The organism is Enterobacter sp. DVT3837, assembly GCF_056238685.1.
The window spans coordinates 1309406-1327730 of sequence record NZ_JBWDLA010000001.1; the positions used below are offsets into that span (position 1 = coordinate 1309406).

At 54.8% G+C, this 18325-nt stretch carries 19 protein-coding genes; 11 read left to right on the forward strand and 8 right to left on the reverse strand.

Going from position 1 to position 18325, the window contains the following annotated elements; genetic code table 11:
* Positions 1-8: 8 nt before the first annotated feature.
* The 3 genes from AC0XWG_RS06365 to kbl all read right to left on the reverse strand — a co-directional run bounded on the left by AC0XWG_RS06365 (position 9) and on the right by kbl (position 3997).
* A complete protein-coding gene (locus tag AC0XWG_RS06365) occupies positions 9-1589 on the reverse strand; it encodes a phosphoethanolamine transferase family protein (protein WP_475680466.1) in 1581 nt (526 codons plus the stop codon).
* Positions 1590-1765: 176 nt separating this feature from the next.
* Positions 1766-2791, reverse strand: a complete 1026-nt coding sequence (gene tdh, locus AC0XWG_RS06370; RefSeq protein WP_028017870.1) for an L-threonine 3-dehydrogenase — start codon at positions 2789-2791, stop codon at positions 1766-1768.
* 9 nt (positions 2792-2800) lie between these two features.
* The gene (kbl, locus tag AC0XWG_RS06375; protein ID WP_128348858.1) at positions 2801-3997 is read right to left on the reverse strand and encodes a glycine C-acetyltransferase; all 1197 of its coding nucleotides are present in this window, start codon (positions 3995-3997) and stop codon (positions 2801-2803) included.
* Positions 3998-4211: 214 nt separating this feature from the next.
* Between kbl and rfaD the strand changes: the two genes are divergently transcribed.
* Genes rfaD through AC0XWG_RS06400 form a run of 5 tightly spaced genes read left to right on the forward strand, consistent with a single transcriptional unit; the run spans position 4212 to position 9392 of the window.
* Positions 4212-5144: an ADP-glyceromanno-heptose 6-epimerase gene (rfaD, locus tag AC0XWG_RS06380; RefSeq protein ID WP_008502707.1), complete on the forward strand. Its 933-nt coding sequence runs from the start codon at positions 4212-4214 to the stop codon at positions 5142-5144.
* A 9-nt stretch (positions 5145-5153) separates the two neighbouring features.
* A complete protein-coding gene (rfaF, locus tag AC0XWG_RS06385) occupies positions 5154-6200 on the forward strand; it encodes an ADP-heptose--LPS heptosyltransferase RfaF (protein WP_028017867.1) in 1047 nt (348 codons plus the stop codon).
* A gap of 3 nt (positions 6201-6203) precedes the next feature.
* Positions 6204-7190, forward strand: coding sequence for a lipopolysaccharide heptosyltransferase RfaC (gene rfaC, locus AC0XWG_RS06390; protein ID WP_475680467.1), 987 nt, complete (start codon positions 6204-6206; stop codon positions 7188-7190).
* The gene (rfaQ, locus tag AC0XWG_RS06395) at positions 7183-8286 is read left to right on the forward strand and encodes a putative lipopolysaccharide heptosyltransferase III (protein WP_475680468.1); all 1104 of its coding nucleotides are present in this window, start codon (positions 7183-7185) and stop codon (positions 8284-8286) included. The genes rfaC and rfaQ overlap by 8 nt, the downstream gene beginning before the upstream one ends.
* Positions 8283-9392 carry a glycosyltransferase family 4 protein gene (locus AC0XWG_RS06400; protein WP_475680469.1) on the forward strand — a complete coding sequence of 370 codons (1110 nt, stop codon included), beginning with the start codon at positions 8283-8285 and terminating at the stop codon, positions 9390-9392. Before rfaQ ends, AC0XWG_RS06400 begins: the two co-directional genes overlap by 4 nt.
* Here AC0XWG_RS06400 and AC0XWG_RS06405 read toward each other — a convergent pair.
* Positions 9371-10474, reverse strand: a complete 1104-nt coding sequence (locus AC0XWG_RS06405; protein ID WP_475680470.1) for a glycosyltransferase family 4 protein — start codon at positions 10472-10474, stop codon at positions 9371-9373. The two genes, AC0XWG_RS06400 and AC0XWG_RS06405, sit on opposite strands and share 22 nt — an antisense overlap.
* Before the next feature lie 157 nt (positions 10475-10631).
* Here AC0XWG_RS06405 and AC0XWG_RS06410 point away from each other — a divergent pair, with 157 nt between their 5' ends.
* The 4 genes from AC0XWG_RS06410 (at position 10632) to coaD (ending at position 14209) form a co-directional block, all read left to right on the forward strand.
* Positions 10632-11615: a glycosyltransferase gene (locus AC0XWG_RS06410; RefSeq protein WP_475680471.1), complete on the forward strand. Its 984-nt coding sequence runs from the start codon at positions 10632-10634 to the stop codon at positions 11613-11615.
* 66 nt (positions 11616-11681) lie between these two features.
* Complete coding sequence (gene waaA, locus AC0XWG_RS06415; RefSeq protein WP_028017861.1) at positions 11682-12956, forward strand: lipid IV(A) 3-deoxy-D-manno-octulosonic acid transferase; 1275 nt, start codon at positions 11682-11684, stop codon at positions 12954-12956.
* A complete protein-coding gene (locus AC0XWG_RS06420) occupies positions 12956-13726 on the forward strand; it encodes a glycosyltransferase family 2 protein (protein WP_475680472.1) in 771 nt (256 codons plus the stop codon). The genes waaA and AC0XWG_RS06420 overlap by 1 nt, the downstream gene beginning before the upstream one ends.
* Positions 13727-13729: 3 nt before the next feature.
* Positions 13730-14209: a pantetheine-phosphate adenylyltransferase gene (coaD, locus tag AC0XWG_RS06425; RefSeq protein WP_049006993.1), complete on the forward strand. Its 480-nt coding sequence runs from the start codon at positions 13730-13732 to the stop codon at positions 14207-14209.
* A 2-nt stretch (positions 14210-14211) separates the two neighbouring features.
* Here coaD and mutM read toward each other — a convergent pair whose 3' ends face one another.
* The 4 genes from mutM to radC form a co-directional block, all read right to left on the reverse strand.
* Positions 14212-15021, reverse strand: a complete 810-nt coding sequence (gene mutM / locus AC0XWG_RS06430; protein ID WP_028017858.1) for a bifunctional DNA-formamidopyrimidine glycosylase/DNA-(apurinic or apyrimidinic site) lyase — start codon at positions 15019-15021, stop codon at positions 14212-14214.
* A gap of 72 nt (positions 15022-15093) precedes the next feature.
* On the reverse strand, positions 15094-15261 hold the full coding sequence (gene rpmG / locus AC0XWG_RS06435) for a 50S ribosomal protein L33 (protein WP_003024094.1): 168 nt from the start codon (positions 15259-15261) through the stop codon (positions 15094-15096).
* A 22-nt stretch (positions 15262-15283) separates the two neighbouring features.
* Positions 15284-15520, reverse strand: coding sequence for a 50S ribosomal protein L28 (gene rpmB, locus AC0XWG_RS06440; protein WP_002436699.1), 237 nt, complete (start codon positions 15518-15520; stop codon positions 15284-15286).
* Between the two features lie 218 nt (positions 15521-15738).
* Positions 15739-16407, reverse strand: coding sequence for a RadC family protein (radC, locus tag AC0XWG_RS06445; protein WP_028017857.1), 669 nt, complete (start codon positions 16405-16407; stop codon positions 15739-15741).
* Positions 16408-16577: 170 nt separating this feature from the next.
* Here radC and coaBC point away from each other — a divergent pair, with 170 nt between their 5' ends.
* Complete coding sequence (gene coaBC, locus AC0XWG_RS06450) at positions 16578-17789, forward strand: bifunctional phosphopantothenoylcysteine decarboxylase/phosphopantothenate--cysteine ligase CoaBC (protein ID WP_028017856.1); 1212 nt, start codon at positions 16578-16580, stop codon at positions 17787-17789.
* The gene (gene dut / locus AC0XWG_RS06455; RefSeq protein WP_015570042.1) at positions 17767-18225 is read left to right on the forward strand and encodes a dUTP diphosphatase; all 459 of its coding nucleotides are present in this window, start codon (positions 17767-17769) and stop codon (positions 18223-18225) included. Before coaBC ends, dut begins: the two co-directional genes overlap by 23 nt.
* The last annotated feature ends 100 nt before the right edge of the window (positions 18226-18325 follow it).

The following is an 18325-nucleotide window of genomic DNA, read 5'->3' on the forward strand; positions in this document are numbered from 1 at the left end:
CACCAGTGTTAACGAATATTACGCCAGTCATAGGACTTCCCGGTTGTGTCCAGCACGGTAACATCCTTATTGTAACCCGCAAGCCAGGACTGTACCGTCTGAACAGGCTCTCCCTGACGGTGGATCCCAAGCCACAGTTCAGCAAGCGTATTAACGTCATCAGCAGACCAAACAGTATTGTAATCTCCGGTATACTTTTTATCCGAATCAACCTGTTGTCCATACCAGATAAACGCCGGGATATGCAGAGCTTCTCGCGGAGGATTAACGTTGCCGTGAGAGTAAGCCACAGCGCGCTTCGGATCGCGAATCAGGCCATGATCGGAGAAATACATGACCGAAGAGCGCGAGTTTTCCAGCAAGCTAAACACCTTGCCCATCAACTTATCCGTATAGCGCACCGAGTTGTCATAACAATCATCGGCTTCATTATCACCGTGTAACACCGCCTCACTGGCCGGGAAACGTCGACAGGAAGGCTCGTGGCTCCCATATAAATGCAGGACGACCAGTTTTTTGCCCGGTGTTTTAAGCGCATTCTGCAACAGAGGCAGGAGGTCTTCATCGTAGCCGCCGTCAATCCATTCATGCTGTCTGGTGTTCATGGCAATTCCGGTGATGACGTTATTATGCGCCCCACCCTTGCCCTGACGACTAAACCAGTAAGTATCATATCCCGCCTTATTCGCGATATTGATGACGTTATCGCCATATTTTTTCGGATCGCGCGCATTCACGGCATCAGCGGTCAACGCCAGTGGCACGGCCATAATTGTAACCGGTGCTGGCGTCACAGCATTACGGAACAGTAAAAGCTGCGATTTTTGCTTCTCCAGGTCCGGTGTAGTATCTCGTTGATAACCATAGATACCCATATTTGCCGTACGCTCGGACTCGCCAATGATCAGCACATAATTTTCGATGCCGGTTTCGGTTAGCGCGATCTTATAATCAGGGATGTTGTTACCGATGTTGGCGACTACTGCATTATCTTCAATCGCCTGCATGAAAACTTTTGCCGTGCTAACAGGCGTCGCCTGAACCACACGCTGCGCCAGACTTTCAACACTGCTTTTCCGGAGCTGGTGCTGTAACGCCTGACCATAAAAAGACAGCAGCGTGACGACAAGTACGATGGCTGGCCAGCGACGAAAACGCGGTGCGACAGGCCACATGCCGGTATTGGCGGTATAAATAAATAATGCAGACAGGGCAATAAAGGTCAGACAATCGCGCCAGTACAAGCCGAGCATCGAACTTGCTTCACCTGGTGTCGTGTTGAGTACGCTCAGCGCAAACCCATAGCTAAACGCTGAATTGAAATTATTCCATGCGTACAACTGTAAAGTAATATCTGCCGCAACCGGAATTAATAAAATAATCGCCAGTACATTTCTGATTAATTTATTGTTTATACATTTCAGTGTCAGCAATACCAGTGCAAAAACCAGCGTACGGTTAATCACCGCATTATATTTGGCATGGATAATATTAACGCCAATGACTATTAGCAGAGAAATCACTACCGTTAAAAAAGCGGCAAGCCGTGGAGGGGTGTTAACCAACTTCTGCGAAAACAATGTGGACATAATAGCCTGATTAGCCTGGCAAAATCTTTCCTGACGTAATCATTATGACTGCAAGAATGAACGCGCGGAGAAGACTCTGTGGAGAAAAATTCGCCAGAAGTTAACAAGTAACCCCTGGAAAGTCAAACCGCTAAAAAGTGTAAGGGCACCCGTAAAAACGGGTGCCTGAGAGCAGGTTAATCCCAGCTCAGGATAACTTTCCCGGACTGGCCTGAACGCATTGCGTCAAAGCCCTGCTGGAATTCATCAATGGAGAAACGATGAGTGATAATTGGCGACAGATCCAGGCCAGACTGGATCAGTGCAGCCATCTTGTACCAGGTCTCAAACATCTCACGGCCATAGATGCCTTTGATGAACAGTCCTTTGAAGATAACCTTGTTCCAGTCGATAGACATGTCTGACGGTGGAATACCCAGCATGGCAATACGACCACCGTGGTTCATGGTATCCAGCATGGTGCGAAACGCCGGTGGCGCGCCGGACATCTCCAGGCCTACGTCGAAGCCTTCGGTCATGCCCAGCTCTTCCATTACGTCGCTCAGGCTCTCTTTAGAGACATCCACCGCGCGGGTCACGCCCATTTTGCGTGCCAGTGACAGACGGTATTCATTCACGTCGGTAATCACGACATTACGCGCACCAACGTGCTTCGCCACCGCTGCAGCCATAATCCCGATTGGGCCTGCGCCGGAAACCAGCACATCTTCACCGACCAGGTCGAAGGAGAGCGCCGTGTGCACCGCGTTGCCGAACGGGTCGAAGATGGAGGCCAGATCGTCAGAGATATTATCCGGGATTTTGAACGCGTTAAACGCCGGGATCACCAGGTATTCCGCGAAGCAGCCCGGACGGTTTACGCCCACGCCAATGGTATTACGACACAGGTGCGTACGCCCACCGCGGCAGTTACGGCAGTGACCGCAGGTAATATGGCCTTCACCGGAGACGCGGTCGCCAATTTTGAAGCCTTTTACTTCCTGGCCGATACCCACCACTTCGCCGACATATTCGTGACCCACCACCATCGGTACCGGAATGGTTTTCTGCGACCACTGGTCCCAGTTGTAGATGTGAACGTCAGTACCACAGATAGCCGTTTTACGAATTTTGATCAGCAGATCGTTATGACCGACTTCCGGCTCCGGCACGTCGGTCATCCAAATCCCTTCTTCCGCTTTCAGTTTGGATAACGCTTTCATCACACGTCCTCAGGCAATTACGCCCAGCTGTTTTCCGATGCGGGTAAAGGCTTCCACCGCACGTTCAATTTGTTCAGGCGTATGCGCCGCAGACATCTGGGTGCGGATACGCGCCTGACCTTTTGGCACCACCGGGAAGAAGAACCCGGTGACGTAAATCCCTTCTTTTTGCAGTTCGCGGGCAAAGTTTTGTGCGACTACCGCATCACCCAGCATGACCGGGATGATGGCGTGGTCAGCACCGGCCAGGGTAAAGCCTGCGGCACTCATTTTTTCACGGAACAGACGGGCGTTGGACCACAGACGGTCACGCAGCGCCGCCCCAGACTCCACCATCTCCAGCACTTTGATAGAGGCAGAAACAATGGCTGGTGCCAGGGAGTTGGAGAACAGATACGGACGGGAGCGTTGACGCAGCCACTCAACCACCTCTTTACGCGCAGCGGTATAGCCACCAGACGCACCGCCCAGTGCTTTACCGAGCGTACCGGTGATGATGTCCACACGCCCCATCACGTCACAGTATTCGTGGGAACCACGACCATTCTCGCCGACAAAACCGACCGCGTGAGAGTCATCAACCATCACCAGCGCATCATATTTATCCGCCAGATCGCACACGCCTTTCAGGTTGGCAATCACGCCGTCCATGGAGAACACGCCGTCGGTGGCGATCAGCACGTGGCGAGCGCCCGCTTCACGCGCTTCTTTCAGGCGCGCTTCCAGCTCAACCATGTCGTTGTTGGCGTAACGGAAACGCTTCGCTTTGCACAGACGAACGCCGTCAATAATGGAAGCATGGTTCAGTGCGTCGGAGATAATCGCATCTTCTGCGCCGAGCAGGGTCTCGAACAGACCGCCGTTGGCGTCGAAGCAGGAGGAGTACAGAATGGCGTCTTCCATTCCGAGGAAACTCGCCAGCTTTTTCTCAAGCTGCTTATGGCTGTCCTGGGTACCGCAGATAAAGCGGACGGAAGCCATGCCGAAACCGTGGGTGTCCATGCCGTTTTTCGCAGCGGCAATCAGCTCAGGGTGATTCGCAAGACCTAAGTAGTTGTTCGCACAAAAGTTGATCACATGGCTGCCATCGGCAACGGTGATGTCCGCCTGCTGAGCAGACGTGATAATACGCTCTTCCTTGAACAACCCTTCTGCACGTGCAGTTTCGAGGTCGCTATTTAACTGTTTGTAAAAATCACCACGCATTGCAATTCTCCAGACTCGGCAAATTTCGGGACATATTACCCAAACCTATAGTTCATGACGAGATGACACATTATCTCTTCTCGTTTTTGCAGCATAAATCACGTGTACCCTTGCGCTATGTCGGTGAATGGCTGAAGGGCAGCCATACTAATGATATGATAAGCACATTAGCGTCCGGGATTGTCCCCGGCCCCCACACTTCAAAGGTACAGTTATGATCATCGTTACCGGCGGCGCAGGCTTTATCGGCAGCAATATTGTTAAGGCTCTCAACGACAAAGGCATCACCGACATCCTGGTGGTTGACAACCTGAAAGATGGCACCAAGTTCGTCAACCTGGTGGATCTGAACATCGCTGACTATATGGATAAAGAAGACTTCCTTATCCAGATTATGGCAGGTGAAGAGTTCGGCGAAATCGAAGCAATCTTCCACGAAGGTGCATGCTCTTCCACCACCGAGTGGGACGGCAAGTACATGATGGACAACAACTATCAGTACTCTAAAGAGATCCTTCACTACTGCCTGGAGCGTGAAATTCCGTTCCTGTATGCCTCTTCAGCAGCAACCTATGGCGGTCGTACGTCAGACTTCATCGAATCCCGCGAATATGAGCAGCCGCTGAACGTCTACGGTTACTCTAAGTTCCTGTTCGACGAATACGTCCGTCAGGTTCTGCCTGAAGCGAATTCCCAGATTGTGGGCTTCCGCTATTTCAACGTGTACGGGCCGCGCGAAGGGCACAAAGGCAGCATGGCAAGCGTCGCGTTTCATCTGAACACCCAACTGAATAATGGTGAAAGTCCGAAATTGTTCGAAGGCAGCGACGGCTTTAAGCGTGACTTCGTCTACGTAGGCGACGTTGCCGCAGTGAATCTGTGGTTCTGGGAAAACGGCGTGTCTGGCATCTTTAACCTGGGTACGGGCCGCGCGGAATCCTTCCAGGCTGTTGCAGACGCGACCCTGGCGTACCACAAAAAAGGCAGCATTGAGTACATTCCGTTCCCGGATAAACTGAAAGGCCGCTATCAGGCGTTCACTCAGGCTGATCTGACCAACCTGCGCGCAGCAGGTTATGACAAGCCGTTCAAGACCGTTGCGGAAGGCGTAACGGAATATATGGCCTGGCTGAACCGCGACGCGTAAGAAACAAGCATGAAGATACTGGTGATCGGCCCGTCATGGGTGGGCGACATGATGATGTCGCAAAGTCTCTATCGCACGCTCAAGGCGCGCTATCCCCAGGCGATAATCGACGTGATGGCACCTGCATGGTGCCGTCCGTTGTTATCGCGTATGCCGGAAGTTAACGAGGCGATCCCAATGCCGCTCGGCCACGGGGCGCTGGAAATCGGCGAACGCCGCAAGCTCGGCCACAGCCTGCGCGAGAAGCGTTACGATCGCGCTTACGTGCTGCCCAACTCCTTCAAATCTGCCCTGGTGCCTTTCTTTGCAGGCGTGCCTCATCGTACAGGCTGGCGCGGTGAAATGCGTTACGGTCTGCTGAACGACGCCCGCGTGCTGGATAAAGAGGCCTGGCCGCTGATGGTAGAGCGCTATGTCGCGCTGGCCTACGACAAAGGCGTGATGCGCAGCGCGAAAGATCTGCCGCAGCCGCTGCTGTGGCCGCAGTTGCAGGTTAACGATGGCGAAAAATCCCAGACCTGCAACGCATTTGGCATTTCGGCCGAACGTCCGATGATCGGCTTCTGCCCTGGCGCAGAGTTCGGCCCGGCAAAACGCTGGCCGCACTATCACTATGCGGAGCTGGCAAAACAGCTGATTGACGAAGGCTATCAGATTGTCCTGTTCGGTTCGGCAAAAGATCACGACGCCGGTAACGAAATCCTTGCCACGCTGAGCACAGAACAGCAGGCCTGGTGCCGCAACCTGGCCGGGGAAACCCAGCTGGAGCAAGCGGTTATTCTGATTGCCGCCTGTAAAGCCGTGGTCACTAATGATTCCGGTCTGATGCACGTCGCCGCGGCGCTAAACCGCCCATTGGTTGCGCTGTATGGCCCAAGCAGCCCGGACTTTACCCCGCCGCTGTCCCACAAAGCGCGTGTTATTCGCCTGATCACCGGCTACCACAAAGTGCGTAAAGGCGATGCGGCGGAAGGCTATCACCAGAGCCTGATCGACATTACGCCAGAGCGCGTGCTGGAAGAGCTCAACGAACTGCTGTTGAGCGAAGAAGGATAACGGATGCGGGTATTGATCGTTAAAACCTCTTCGATGGGCGATGTTCTGCATACGCTGCCGTCGCTGACGGATGCCATGCAGGCCATTCCCGGCATTCGTTTTGACTGGGTGGTGGAAGAAGGCTTCGCGCAGATCCCCACCTGGCATGAAGCGGTCGACCGTGTGATCCCGGTGGCTATCCGCCGCTGGCGTAAGGCGTGGTTCTCGGCACCGATTAAAGCCGAACGCAAAGCGTTTCGTGATGCGGTGCAGGCTCAGCAGTACGATGCCATTATCGACGCGCAAGGGCTGGTCAAAAGCGCTGCGCTGGTAACACGACTGGCACACGGCGTAAAGCACGGCATGGACTGGCACAGCGCCCGTGAACCGCTGGCGAGCCTGTTCTATAACCGTCGCCACGCTATCGCAAAGCTGCAGCACGCGGTGGAACGCACCCGTGAACTGTTTGCCAAAAGCCTGGGCTATACAAAACCTGAAGTGCAGGGTGATTACGCCATTTCACAGCATTTTCTTCACAATTCACGGCAAAATAGCTCCCCTTATCTGATTTTCCTCCATGCCACTACCCGGGATGACAAACACTGGCCGGAAACCCACTGGCGTGAGCTGATTGGTTTACTGGGCACAGCAGGTTTGCGCATCAAACTGCCGTGGGGGGCACCGCATGAAGAAGCGCGCGCCAGACGCCTGGCGGAAGGATTTGATTATGTGGACGTCTTGCCACGCATGAAGCTCGACGGCGTGGCACAAGAGCTGGCGGGTGCTACGGCAGTGGTATCGGTTGATACTGGCCTGAGCCACCTGACGGCCGCGCTGGATAGACCTAATATTACGCTTTACGGCCCAACGGACCCGGGTCTTATCGGCGGCTACGGAAAAAATCAACATATCTGCCGCCCGGAACATTCATCGCAGCTGAGCGACCTTAGTGCCGCTGCGGTATTTGCACAATTAGAGCCTTTGCTGGCAGCAGAGAGAGCCTATGTCTGATTTTTTCTCAGCGGAGCGCCCACCGAAGCGCGTGCTGATCATTAAGCTGCGTCACCACGGTGACGTGCTGCTTACCTCGCCGGTCTTTACCGTACTGAAAAAGAACTGGCCAAACGTTGAAGTCGACGCGCTGGTCTACGACGACACGCAGGCGATGCTGACCAGCCATCCGCATATCGATCAGGTACATACCATTGGTCGCAACTGGCGCAAAAAGGGCTGGTTCGAGCAATTCCGTCTGTATCGCGCCCTGGTCAATACGCTGAAAGGGCGTCAGTACGATGTGCTGATTAACCTGACCGAACACTGGCACGGCGCGCGTCTGGCGCGTCGACTGAAGCCACGCGTCTCCGTCGGCTTTAAGCCGGATAAACGCGGTGGGCTGGCACGTCGTCGTTGGGTGAAATCCTTCACCACGCTCTACCCGGCGATTCAGGACAACAGCCGTCATATGGTGGAAGTAAACCTGGACGCCCTGCGCCGGATCGGGATCCACCCGCAGTCTGCTGAAGACAAACATACCCTGTTTGTACCGGGCGATGCGGCGGAAACCTCCGTCGCTGAGAAACTGGCCGGGTTTGGCCTGGAGAGCAAATCCTATATTCTGGTGCACCCGACGTCGCGCTGGATGTTTAAAGCCTGGGATATCAAAAAGCTGGCGGCAACCATCGATAACCTGGCGGCTCGCGGCCTGCCGATTATCCTCTCAGCCGCGCCGTCGAAAGAAGAAACCGCGTATATGGATGAGCTGCGCGCTGCGCTTACCCAGCCGGTGTTTGATTTGAGCGGACAGCTGAACCTGAAAGAGCTCGGCGCACTGATGAAACACGCGCGTATCTACTTCGGCGTTGACTCTATGCCGATGCACCTCGCGAGTGCCGTGGGGACCCCAACCGTGGCTATCTTTGGCCCAACCGGGGCAATCAAGTGGGCACCGTGGGGGGTGAATTATCGTGTGATCACCGCCGGATTTACCTGCCAGCCTTGCGGCAAAGCGGGTTGCGGTGACGGTGGCGTTTCCGACTGCATCACCGCCATTAACCCGCAACAGGTTCTGAGCGCCATTGATACCCTGCTGCTGGAATATCCGGCATGAAACTGGCGATCGTCCGACAGACCTACAACCCCAACGGCGGTGCGGAGCGTTTCGTTTCCCGCGCCTTAAACGTGCTGGCCCAGGATACCACCCTGGATGTCACGTTGATTGCCCGCCAGTGGGAAGATGCGTCAGGCTGGAAAACGCTGACGGTAAATCCGCCGTTTCGTAACCGTATCGCCCGTGAATCCGGGTTTGCGGTGGAAGCGGCCTCGCATTTTGCTCAGTTCGATATTGTGCAAAGCCATGAGCGTATTCCCGGGGCAACTATTTTCCGCGCAGGCGACGGCGTACACGCCACCTGGCTTGAGCAGTATGGCCGCATTCTGTCGCCGCTGGCGCGCTGGGCGCAGTCATTCAGCCGTTACCACCGCTATATTTTGCAGGCTGAAGCGCAGATGTTTACCCATCCGCAACTGCGCAAGGTGATCTGTAATTCAAAGATGGTACGCGATGACATCGCCCGCCGCTTCGCGCTGACGGATGACAAACTGATCGTTATCTACAACGGCGTGGATACGGCGCATTTCAGCCCGAATGTCCGCTCGTTATCGCAGCGTACTGCGCTCGGCATCCCGGAGGATGCGCCAGTGCTGGCGTATGTCGGGTCCGGTTTCAGTCGTAAAGGTGTTGCGACCGCGCTGCGTGCCATCGTGCCTCATCCTGACGTTTGGCTACTGATTGCCGGACGAGATAAACACGCGCGCAAATTCGAAAAGCTGGCACAGACGCTGGGGGTTTCTTCGCGGGTGAAGTTCCTGGGGCCGGTTGCGGATGTGCGGGAAGTTTACGGTACGGCGGACGCACTTATTCTGCCGACGCTCTACGATCCGTTCCCGAATGTCTGCGTGGAAGCGCTGGCCTGCGGTCTGCCGCTGCTCACCAGCCACGGCTGCGGCGCGGCAGAGTGGATAACTGAAGGACAGAACGGCTGGGTGCGTGATGCGCTGGACAGTGAAGGCTACCAGCAGGCTATCGCCCAGTGGCTGAAAGGCCGTGACCAGGGCGTTGATTATTCAGCGGCGGCGCGCGCATCAGCTGAACCCTACACCCTGGACAGAATGGCAAAAGAGCTACAGGCGCTTTATCGCGATCTGCTGCGCTGAGCCGCTTCAGAGAAGACTTTCTCCATCGCGTCCAGCATACATTCGCGAGTAAAGTGGGTGCTCAGGTAATCATAACCCTGCTGCGCCAGCTTCTCGCGAAGGGATGCGTCGTCATACAGCTTAACGATGGCATCGTGCAGCGCATTTTCATCACGCTGCGCGACCAGAATCCCCGTCTGGCCATCAATCACCGCGTCACCCGTCCCGCCGGCATCGGTCGCGATGGTGGCAATGCGAGATGCCAGCGATTGCAGGACGCCCTGGGGTACACCTTCCATATCGTGTGAAGGGCTCAGCGCAATATCAAACGCAGGGAACCAGCTCTCCGGATCGCTTTGATGCCCCGCCATCACTACACGCTGCTGTAATCCCAACGCGACAATTTCCTGTTCCAGCGTCGCTTTATGCGGACCTTCACCGACGATCGTCAGCTTAATCTGCGGATTGTCGATTTTCGCCAGGGCGCGCAGCAGTACTCTATGGCCTTTGTTCGGACGCAGATGCGACACCACACCCAGCCAGAAATCCTCCTGCGACAAACCACAATGCGCACGGGCTTCGTGCTTATCTCCCGGGCGGAAACGCTGCGTATCCACACCGCTCGGCACCGACGTACTCTGGGACATCGGGACACCAATATTCGCCACCTGATGACGCAGCGCTTCGCCGGTCGTGACGATATGCGCACAGGCTTTACGGAACAGCCAGCGCGTCGTCCAGTTGTTACGCGGTACACCTGAAGCATGGCGGGTACGGACCAGTGGCACAGGATTAGAGAGCGTCAGATTCGCCAGTGCCACCAGCCAGGTATCCGCCGAGTTATGGCTATTGATGACATCAATAGACTGGCGGTTATCCTTCAGCCAGCGGCGCAGCAACTGCAGGTTTTTAAGGTTCTTACGATTCAACGGCATCGTGACAACCGTCAACCCAGCATCACGCGCCAGCGTATGCAGCGGTGCAGTTTCCGGGCAAAGAAGGGTCACCTGATGGCCACGCTGAATCATCCCGAGCGATTCGTTAATAATGCGCAGAGGCTGTCCGCCTTTGCCGCCGTCTGCTTCAGTGTGAACAATATGCATACATTTCCTGTTAAGAATCTCGCCAGCATGACGCTAATTTGCCGCCTGAGGGGATCTTTGTCCCTCCAGGCATATGTTTTTAGTATCCACCGGATATAATACAGCACGAATGGTACCACCAACATGGGTGGCCTGCCCTGAACACAACGGAGAAAGCATGTCCGACACACCTTTATTGAGCCTTGTAGTCGCCGTCTATAACGGTGAAAAATTCCTGAGTGCATTTTTCGACAGCATCAAAGCTCAACATCTGGACAGTCTGGAACTGGTCGTTGTGGACGATGGGTCAAGTGATAACTCTGCGGCCATCATTGCGCAATATGCCAGTGAATTCCCGTATTACAAGGTTATCGAACAGGCCAACCAGGGCGTCTCTGCCGCCCGTAACACCGGTCTGGCAGAGGCAACTGGCGAATATATCGCGTTTCCGGACATCGACGATGTGATCTACCCGGGCATGTACCCACGCCTGCTTGAGATGGCGAAGAAAAACGATCTCGACGTTGCCACCTGTAACGGCACCTATATTTATGATGACGGTAGACCGTCGAAAAAAATCTTCCCGTCCGACAAGCTGCAGTCCACCGACGTGCTGGACGGCCCAACCTGGCTTCAGCGCGCGCTGGCTTCGCGTAAATTCCTGCATGTGACCTGGCTGAATATTTACCGCCACGCCTTTATTAAAGCGCAGGGGTTCACGTTTGAGCATGGACTACGTCATCAGGATATCCCGTGGACGACCGAAGTGCTGCTTACCGCAAAACGCGTTCAGTACACCGACGAAACGTTCTACGACTATCTCATCCATTCCGCCTCGGTATCACACACGCCAGGCACGGATGACACGCGGATGCGTAACGCGCGTCACTATATGAAAATCCTTGAGATGCTGGACGTTATCAACCAGCGCTACCCGGATGCCGTACGCCGCGTGCCCGCCTGCCAGTGGCAAATCGCGAAAGAGGGTCTGGGTATTCTGCACGCGATTAACAACATTGGTGATGCAGCCAAAAAGCGTGAAATTATTCAGGAACTGTTCGATCGCGGGATCTGGACGCTTATCTGGAAAAACGCCCGTGGGCTTCGCCAGCACTGGCGCCTGGGTCGCCGTTATTTCCGTTTAAAGCGGTATCTGGCATAAGAGATAGCTTTACCTGGCTTAAATGCTTAGAATTTGCCCGCCGAAACTAAAAAAACGGATAATCGCTTGGAATTGTTGTATACCGCCCTGCTCTACATCATTCAGCCACTGGTGTGGCTGAGACTGTTGCTTCGTAGCCGTAAAGCACCTGCGTATCGTAAACGCTGGGCTGAGCGCTATGGCTTTTGCCGCAATAAAGTCGCGCCGGACGGTATTTTGCTGCATTCCGTTTCCGTTGGCGAAACGCTGGCGGCTATTCCGCTGGTACGCGCCCTGCGCCATCGTTATCCCTCTTTGCCGATCACCGTCACCACCATGACCCCAACCGGCTCTGAGCGCGTGATGTCCGCATTTGGTAAAGACGTGCATCACGTCTATCTGCCCTACGACCTGCCCTGCGCCATGAACCGTTTCCTCGAAACTGTTCGCCCAAAGCTTGTGATCGTGATGGAAACCGAGCTGTGGCCAAACATGATTTCCGCCCTGCACGCCCGTAAAATTCCGCTGGTGATTGCCAACGCGCGCCTGTCAGAACGCTCGGCGAAAGGGTACGGCAAGCTGGGCAAATTTATGCGCCGCCTGCTGAGCCAGATCACGCTAATTGCCGCGCAAAACGAAGAAGATGCCGCACGCTTTGTCTCTCTTGGTCTTAAGCGCAATCAGCTCGCGGTAACCGGCAGTCTGAAATTCGATATTTCGGTCACACCTGAACTCGCTGCCCGAGCGGTGACACTGCGCCGCCAGTGGGCGCCGCGTCGTCAGGTCTGGATTGCGACCAGTACCCACGACGGCGAAGAAGCGATCATCCTGCAAGCACACCGTAAGCTGCTGGAAAAATTCCCGGATTTATTGCTCATTCTGGTGCCTCGTCACCCGGAACGTTTCAAAGACGCCCGCGAGATGGTGCAAAAAGGCGGTTTCAGTTTCACCCTGCGTAGCAGCGGCGAGATCCCGTCCAGCAGCACCCAGGTGGTGATTGGCGATACGATGGGCGAACTGATGCTGCTGTACGGCATTGCCGACCTCGCCTTTGTCGGCGGCAGCCTGGTCGAGCGCGGTGGTCATAACCCGCTGGAGCCAGCGGCGCATGCGATTCCGGTGCTGATGGGGCCGCATACATTTAATTTCAAAGATATCTGCGCTAAATTGCAGCAAGCCGATGGTTTAATTACCGTGACCGATGCGGACTCAGTGGTCAAAGAGGTTTCGACCTTACTGACCGACGAAGATTACCGTCTGTGGTACGGTCGCCATGCTGTCGAAGTCCTGCATCAGAACCAGGGCGCACTGACCCGTCTGCTGCAGCTTCTGCAACCTTATCTGCCTCAGCGGAGCCACTAATGTCTCAGCGTCTGTCGGTCGTGATGATCGCCAAAAACGCCGCCGACCTGCTTCCCGATTGCCTGGCCTCTGTCGCCTGGGCCGACGAAATTATCGTGCTTGATTCCGGCAGCACGGACAACACGGTGGATGTTGCCCGTGCAGCGGGCGCAAAGGTCTTTATCGACACAGACTGGCAAGGCTATGGCATCCAGCGCCAGCGCGCGCAGGGACACGCCACTGGTGATTATGTCCTGATGCTCGATACCGACGAGCGCATCACGCCAGAACTCCAGCAGGCGATTCAAAGTGTGCTCTCTGCGCCGCAGCCAGGTGCGGTGTACAGCATCGCGCGTCGTAACTACTTTCTCGGCCGGTTTATGCGCCACAGCGGCTGGTACCCTGATCGCGTGATGCGCCTGTACGAGCGCGAGCGTTATCAGTACAACGGTAACCTGGTGCATGAATCCCTGGCCTGCGATACCGCCCCGGTAGTCGCCTTAAACGGTGATTTACTGCACCTGACCTGCCGCGATTTCGCCAGCTTCCAGCGTAAACAGCTCAACTATGCCACCGCATGGGCGCAGGAACGTCATCAGCGCGGCAAGAAGGCCACGTTGACCGGTATCTTCACCCACACGCTGGGCGCGTTTCTGAAAACGCTGCTGCTACGTGGCGGCGTTCTGGATGGTAAACAGGGCTGGTTACTGGCGGTGGTGAATGCCCAGTATACTTTCAACAAATACACCGAGCTGTGGGCGCTTAGCCGCGGCTACTCAGAGAAAACGTGAGCCATGAGCACAAAAGCGATTTATCCGGGTACCTTCGATCCCATCACTAACGGTCATCTTGATATTATCACTCGTGCGGCGAGTATGTTTGACAAGGTGATTCTGGCGATAGCCGCCAGCCCCAGTAAGAAACCGATGTTCGATCTGCCCGAGCGCGTACAGCTCGCCAGCGATGCGATCTCACATCTGTCGAACGTTGAGGTGGTGGGCTTCAGTGACCTGATGGCTAATTTCGCCCGCGCCCAGCAGGCTAATATCCTGATCCGCGGCTTACGCGCAGTGGCAGATTTTGAGTACGAGATGCAATTGGCGCACATGAACCGCCACCTGATGCCGGAGCTGGAGAGCGTGTTTCTGATGCCTTCCAAAGAGTGGTCATTTATCTCTTCCACGCTGGTGAAAGAAGTTGCACGGCATCACGGCGATGTGACCCATTTCCTGCCGGTTAACGTCCATCAGGCGTTGATGGAAAAGTTAAAGTAGCCCTATTTCTGGCACTGACGGCAATAAAACGTGGCGCGCTGGGCATGCTTCGTTGCGATAATCGGCGTTCCGCACACGCGGCATGGCTCACCTTTACGGCCATATACCTGTAGCTCCTGAGCAAAATAACCGGGCTTACCGTCACTCTGCAGGAAGTCCTTCAGCGTTGTTCCGCCCTGCTCAATGGAACGCAGCAGCACCGCTTTAATCACCCTCACCAGCAGCTCGCACTCTTGCGCAGACAGCGAAGAGGCCAGCCGATCGGGATGGATCCCGGCAGCAAACAATGATTCACTGGCATAGATATTCCCCACGCCGACCACCAGCTTGTTATCCATCAGCCAGGGCTTAATCGGGCTTTTCTTCTTCGCACACTTCTCTTTCAGGTATTCCGCATTAAACGCGTCTGAGAGCGGCTCTGGCCCCAAATGCGCCAGCACGCTGTGACCTTCAAGCTCTTTAGTCCATAACCATGCACCAAAGCGTCTTGGGTCGGTGTAACGCAGCACTTTGCCGTTACTCATGACCAGATCGACGTGGTCGTGCTTTTCCGCTGGCAGTTCTTCAGTGAGGATACGCAGGCTCCCGGACATCCCCAAATGGATAATAATCCAGCCGTCGGGCAGCTCCAGCAGCAGATACTTGGCGCGACGCTGAACGCTGAGGATCGGTTTGTCGCTTAACGCATGGATCTCATCGGAAACCGGCCAGCGAAGACGCCCATTACGGACAACCGCATGAAGAATAGTCGCACCGACCAGATGCGGCTCAATACCGCGGCGGCTAGTCTCTACCTCTGGTAATTCTGGCATGGTTCCTCCGTTGAGATACAGAATGCAAAAAACCCCGCAGTTGCGGGGTTTTTCAATACAAGGAGACTAAAATTATTTGATTTTAGCTTCTTTGTACAGTACATGCTGGCGTACAACTGGATCGAATTTTTTCAGTTCCAGTTTTTCCGGCTTAGTACGTTTGTTCTTCGTGGTGGTGTAGAAGTGACCTGTACCAGCAGAAGAAACCAGCTTGATTTTCTCGCGAATACCTTTAGCCATGATTTATTTCCTCTTTAAGTACTTAGTACTTTTCGCCACGGGCACGCAGTTCAGACAGAACTGTATCGATGCCTTTCTTATCAATTACACGCATACCTTTAGCAGATACACGCAGGGTGACAAAACGCTTCTCGCTCTCAACCCAGAAACGGTGAGAGTGCAGGTTCGGCAGGAAACGGCGTTTAGTCGCGTTCAGTGCGTGGGAACGGTTGTTACCGGTCACCGGACGCTTGCCAGTAACTTGGCAGACTCGGGACATGTCTATTCTCCAAAAATCAAATTAGCTCGAGCTTCGTATGGGGTATCGGCGCCTCGTCAGGCTTTACAGCCCGGTCATCGCATAGTTCTAAGTGAACTCTCGATTGCCAGGCCCAAATGCCAAACCCGAGATTCTCAAAGGTGGCGTAGTATACGCTGACTCGGCGGTGTGCTCAAGTCCCGAACAGACAAAGATCCCGATGGATCGCGAGAAATAGCCTAAATCCAGCCATGTTCTGCAAAAGAAATGTACTCTCCGCGGCCAATTATCAGATGGTCCAGCACACGAATGTCCATGAATTGACAGCATTTGATAATGCGTTCGGTAATTTCTTTGTCAGCTCTGCTCGGTTGTGCACAGCCAGAGGGGTGATTATGCGCGAGGATCACGCCGGCTGCATTCACTTTTATCGCTTCGCGCACAATTTCACGCGGATGTACCTCAACGTGGCTCAATGTGCCCGAAAAGAGGTGGCTATGTTTCAGTATCCGGTTTCTGTTGTCGAGAAAGATCACCATAAAGATCTCGCGCTCCGCATCCGCCAGCTGGCTTTGCAGGAATTCACGCGCGCCTTCTGGGGTCAGAACTGGATCCTCTTCTTCCAGACGGACATTGTAAAAACGCCGTGCAAGTTCGGCAATGCCCCTCAATTGAGCATATTTCGCCACGCCGATCCCCTCGACGTGCTTAAACTGAGCCAGGTCGGCAGTCAACAAGCCATACAGTGAACCAAAATGCCCTATCAGCTCTTTTGCCAGCGTAAATACCGTTTTTCCGGGCGTGCCGGTACGTAAAAAGAGCGCCAGGAGCTCATCGTCTTTTAACAGGGTCACTCCATAACGCAGCAGTTTTTCGCGCGGCAGCAACTGCTCATCCTCTTCTTCCATGCTCTTTCTCCCTTTTCCTCTCATGCTGCCACAAGCCAGACAGGCGCTCGACGGCGACGTTGCAGTCTTGCGTAACGCCTCGCAAAGTGTCCGAAGGACAAAATCACCCCATATTAGGGATTGTGATAAAATGCCCGCTCTCTGGTGAACCCCAACAGGAAAGAATCATGATGAGCCTGGCCGGTAAAAAAATCGTTCTTGGCGTGAGCGGCGGTATTGCTGCTTATAAAGCGCCGGAACTGGTGCGTCGTCTGCGTGAGCGTGGAGCCGATGTGCGGGTCGCGATCACCGAAGGCGGTAAAGCCTTTATCACTCCATTGAGCCTGCAGGCCGTTTCAGGATACCCGGTATCTGACAGCCTGCTTGATCCGGCAGCCGAAGCTGCGATGGGCCATATTGAGCTTGGGAAATGGGCTGACCTGGTTATTCTTGCCCCAGCGACAGCGGATTTAATCGCTCGTGTGGCGGCCGGCATGGCAAATGACCTGGTCTCAACCATTTGCCTGGCCACGCCTGCCCCCGTCGCCGTCGTACCCGCGATGAACCAGCAGATGTATCGCAATGCCGCCACCCAGCATAATCTGGAGACGCTGGCCGCTCGTGGCCTGTTAATTTGGGGACCGGATAGCGGCAGTCAGGCCTGTGGTGATATCGGCCCAGGACGTATGCTCGACCCGCTGACTATCGTTGATATGGCTGCAGCCCATTTTTCCCCTGTCAACGATCTGCAACATCTCAATATCATGATTACCGCGGGCCCAACGCGTGAACCGCTGGATCCGGTGCGTTACATCACTAACCACAGCTCCGGTAAAATGGGCTTTGCGATTGCGGCAGCGGCAGCAAAGCGCGGTGCAAACGTTACGCTGGTGAGCGGCCCGGTCTCATTACCTACACCGCCGTTTGTTCAGCGCATTGATGTGACTACCGCGCTGGAAATGGAAGCCGCAGTACAAGCACATGCGCAAAACCAACAGATTTTTATCGGCTGTGCGGCCGTCGCAGATTATCGCGCCGAGACCATCGCCGAGGCTAAAATCAAAAAGCAAGGTGATGAATTAACAATAAAAATGGTGAAAAACCCGGATATCGTTGCCGGTGTCGCCGCACTAAAAAGCCATCGACCTTACGTTGTTGGGTTTGCCGCAGAAACAAATAATGTGGAAGAATATGCCCGGCAAAAACGTACCCGCAAAAACCTCGATTTGATTTGCGCGAACGACGTATCGCTGGCCACGCAAGGATTTAACAGCGACAGCAACGCACTGCACCTTTTCTGGCAGGATGGAGATAAAGTCTTACCGCTTGAGCGCAAGGAACTCCTGGGCCAACAATTACTGGACGAGATCGTTACCCGTTATGATGAAAAAAATCGACGTTAAGATTCTGGACCCGCGTGTTGGCGAGCAATTTCCGCTGCCAACCTATGCCACCTCCGGCTCTGCCGGACTTGACCTGCGAGCCTGTCTCGATGACGCCGTAGAACTGGCTCCGGGTGCCACTACGCTGATCCCGACGGGTCTGGCGATCCACATTGCAGACCCATCACTCGCCGCAGTGATCCTGCCACGTTCTGGCCTGGGCCATAAGCATGGCGTTGTGCTGGGTAACCTGGTCGGCCTGATCGACTCCGACTACCAGGGTCAACTGATGGTCTCCGTCTGGAACCGTGGTCAGGACAGCTTCACCATTGAACCTGGCGAGCGTATTGCGCAGATGGTCTTCGTACCGGTGGTACAGGCAGAATTTAACCTGGTGGCAGACTTTGACGCCACCGACCGTGGCGAAGGCGGCTTCGGCCATTCCGGGCGTAAATAATCGCCCAATAAATACGCGTCCCACAGCGCCATAATGCAATAACAAACCGCAAGCCCCAGTTTGCGGTCGCTGTGTGGATGCCAGCCTGGCAAGTGCTTAT

What these genes read in the sequence shown, in the direction of transcription:
- dut (WP_015570042.1), top strand. Translation starts at nt 17,767, where the DNA reads ATGATGAAAAAAATCGACGTTAAGATTCTGGACCCGCGTGTTGGCGAG.
- radC (WP_028017857.1), bottom strand. Translation starts at nt 16,407, where the DNA reads ATGGAAGAAGAGGATGAGCAGTTGCTGCCGCGCGAAAAACTGCTGCGT.
- coaD (WP_049006993.1), top strand. Translation starts at nt 13,730, where the DNA reads ATGAGCACAAAAGCGATTTATCCGGGTACCTTCGATCCCATCACTAAC.
- rfaF (WP_028017867.1), top strand. Translation starts at nt 5,154, where the DNA reads ATGAAGATACTGGTGATCGGCCCGTCATGGGTGGGCGACATGATGATG.
- coaBC (WP_028017856.1), top strand. Translation starts at nt 16,578, where the DNA reads ATGAGCCTGGCCGGTAAAAAAATCGTTCTTGGCGTGAGCGGCGGTATT.
- rpmG (WP_003024094.1), bottom strand. Translation starts at nt 15,261, where the DNA reads ATGGCTAAAGGTATTCGCGAGAAAATCAAGCTGGTTTCTTCTGCTGGT.
- kbl (WP_128348858.1), bottom strand. Translation starts at nt 3,997, where the DNA reads ATGCGTGGTGATTTTTACAAACAGTTAAATAGCGACCTCGAAACTGCA.
- rfaQ (WP_475680468.1), top strand. Translation starts at nt 7,183, where the DNA reads ATGTCTGATTTTTTCTCAGCGGAGCGCCCACCGAAGCGCGTGCTGATC.
- rfaD (WP_008502707.1), top strand. Translation starts at nt 4,212, where the DNA reads ATGATCATCGTTACCGGCGGCGCAGGCTTTATCGGCAGCAATATTGTT.
- rpmB (WP_002436699.1), bottom strand. Translation starts at nt 15,520, where the DNA reads ATGTCCCGAGTCTGCCAAGTTACTGGCAAGCGTCCGGTGACCGGTAAC.
- AC0XWG_RS06420 (WP_475680472.1), top strand. Translation starts at nt 12,956, where the DNA reads ATGTCTCAGCGTCTGTCGGTCGTGATGATCGCCAAAAACGCCGCCGAC.
- AC0XWG_RS06400 (WP_475680469.1), top strand. Translation starts at nt 8,283, where the DNA reads ATGAAACTGGCGATCGTCCGACAGACCTACAACCCCAACGGCGGTGCG.
- AC0XWG_RS06365 (WP_475680466.1), bottom strand. Translation starts at nt 1,589, where the DNA reads ATGTCCACATTGTTTTCGCAGAAGTTGGTTAACACCCCTCCACGGCTT.
- tdh (WP_028017870.1), bottom strand. Translation starts at nt 2,791, where the DNA reads ATGAAAGCGTTATCCAAACTGAAAGCGGAAGAAGGGATTTGGATGACC.
- AC0XWG_RS06410 (WP_475680471.1), top strand. Translation starts at nt 10,632, where the DNA reads ATGTCCGACACACCTTTATTGAGCCTTGTAGTCGCCGTCTATAACGGT.
- mutM (WP_028017858.1), bottom strand. Translation starts at nt 15,021, where the DNA reads ATGCCAGAATTACCAGAGGTAGAGACTAGCCGCCGCGGTATTGAGCCG.
- rfaC (WP_475680467.1), top strand. Translation starts at nt 6,204, where the DNA reads ATGCGGGTATTGATCGTTAAAACCTCTTCGATGGGCGATGTTCTGCAT.
- AC0XWG_RS06405 (WP_475680470.1), bottom strand. Translation starts at nt 10,474, where the DNA reads ATGCATATTGTTCACACTGAAGCAGACGGCGGCAAAGGCGGACAGCCT.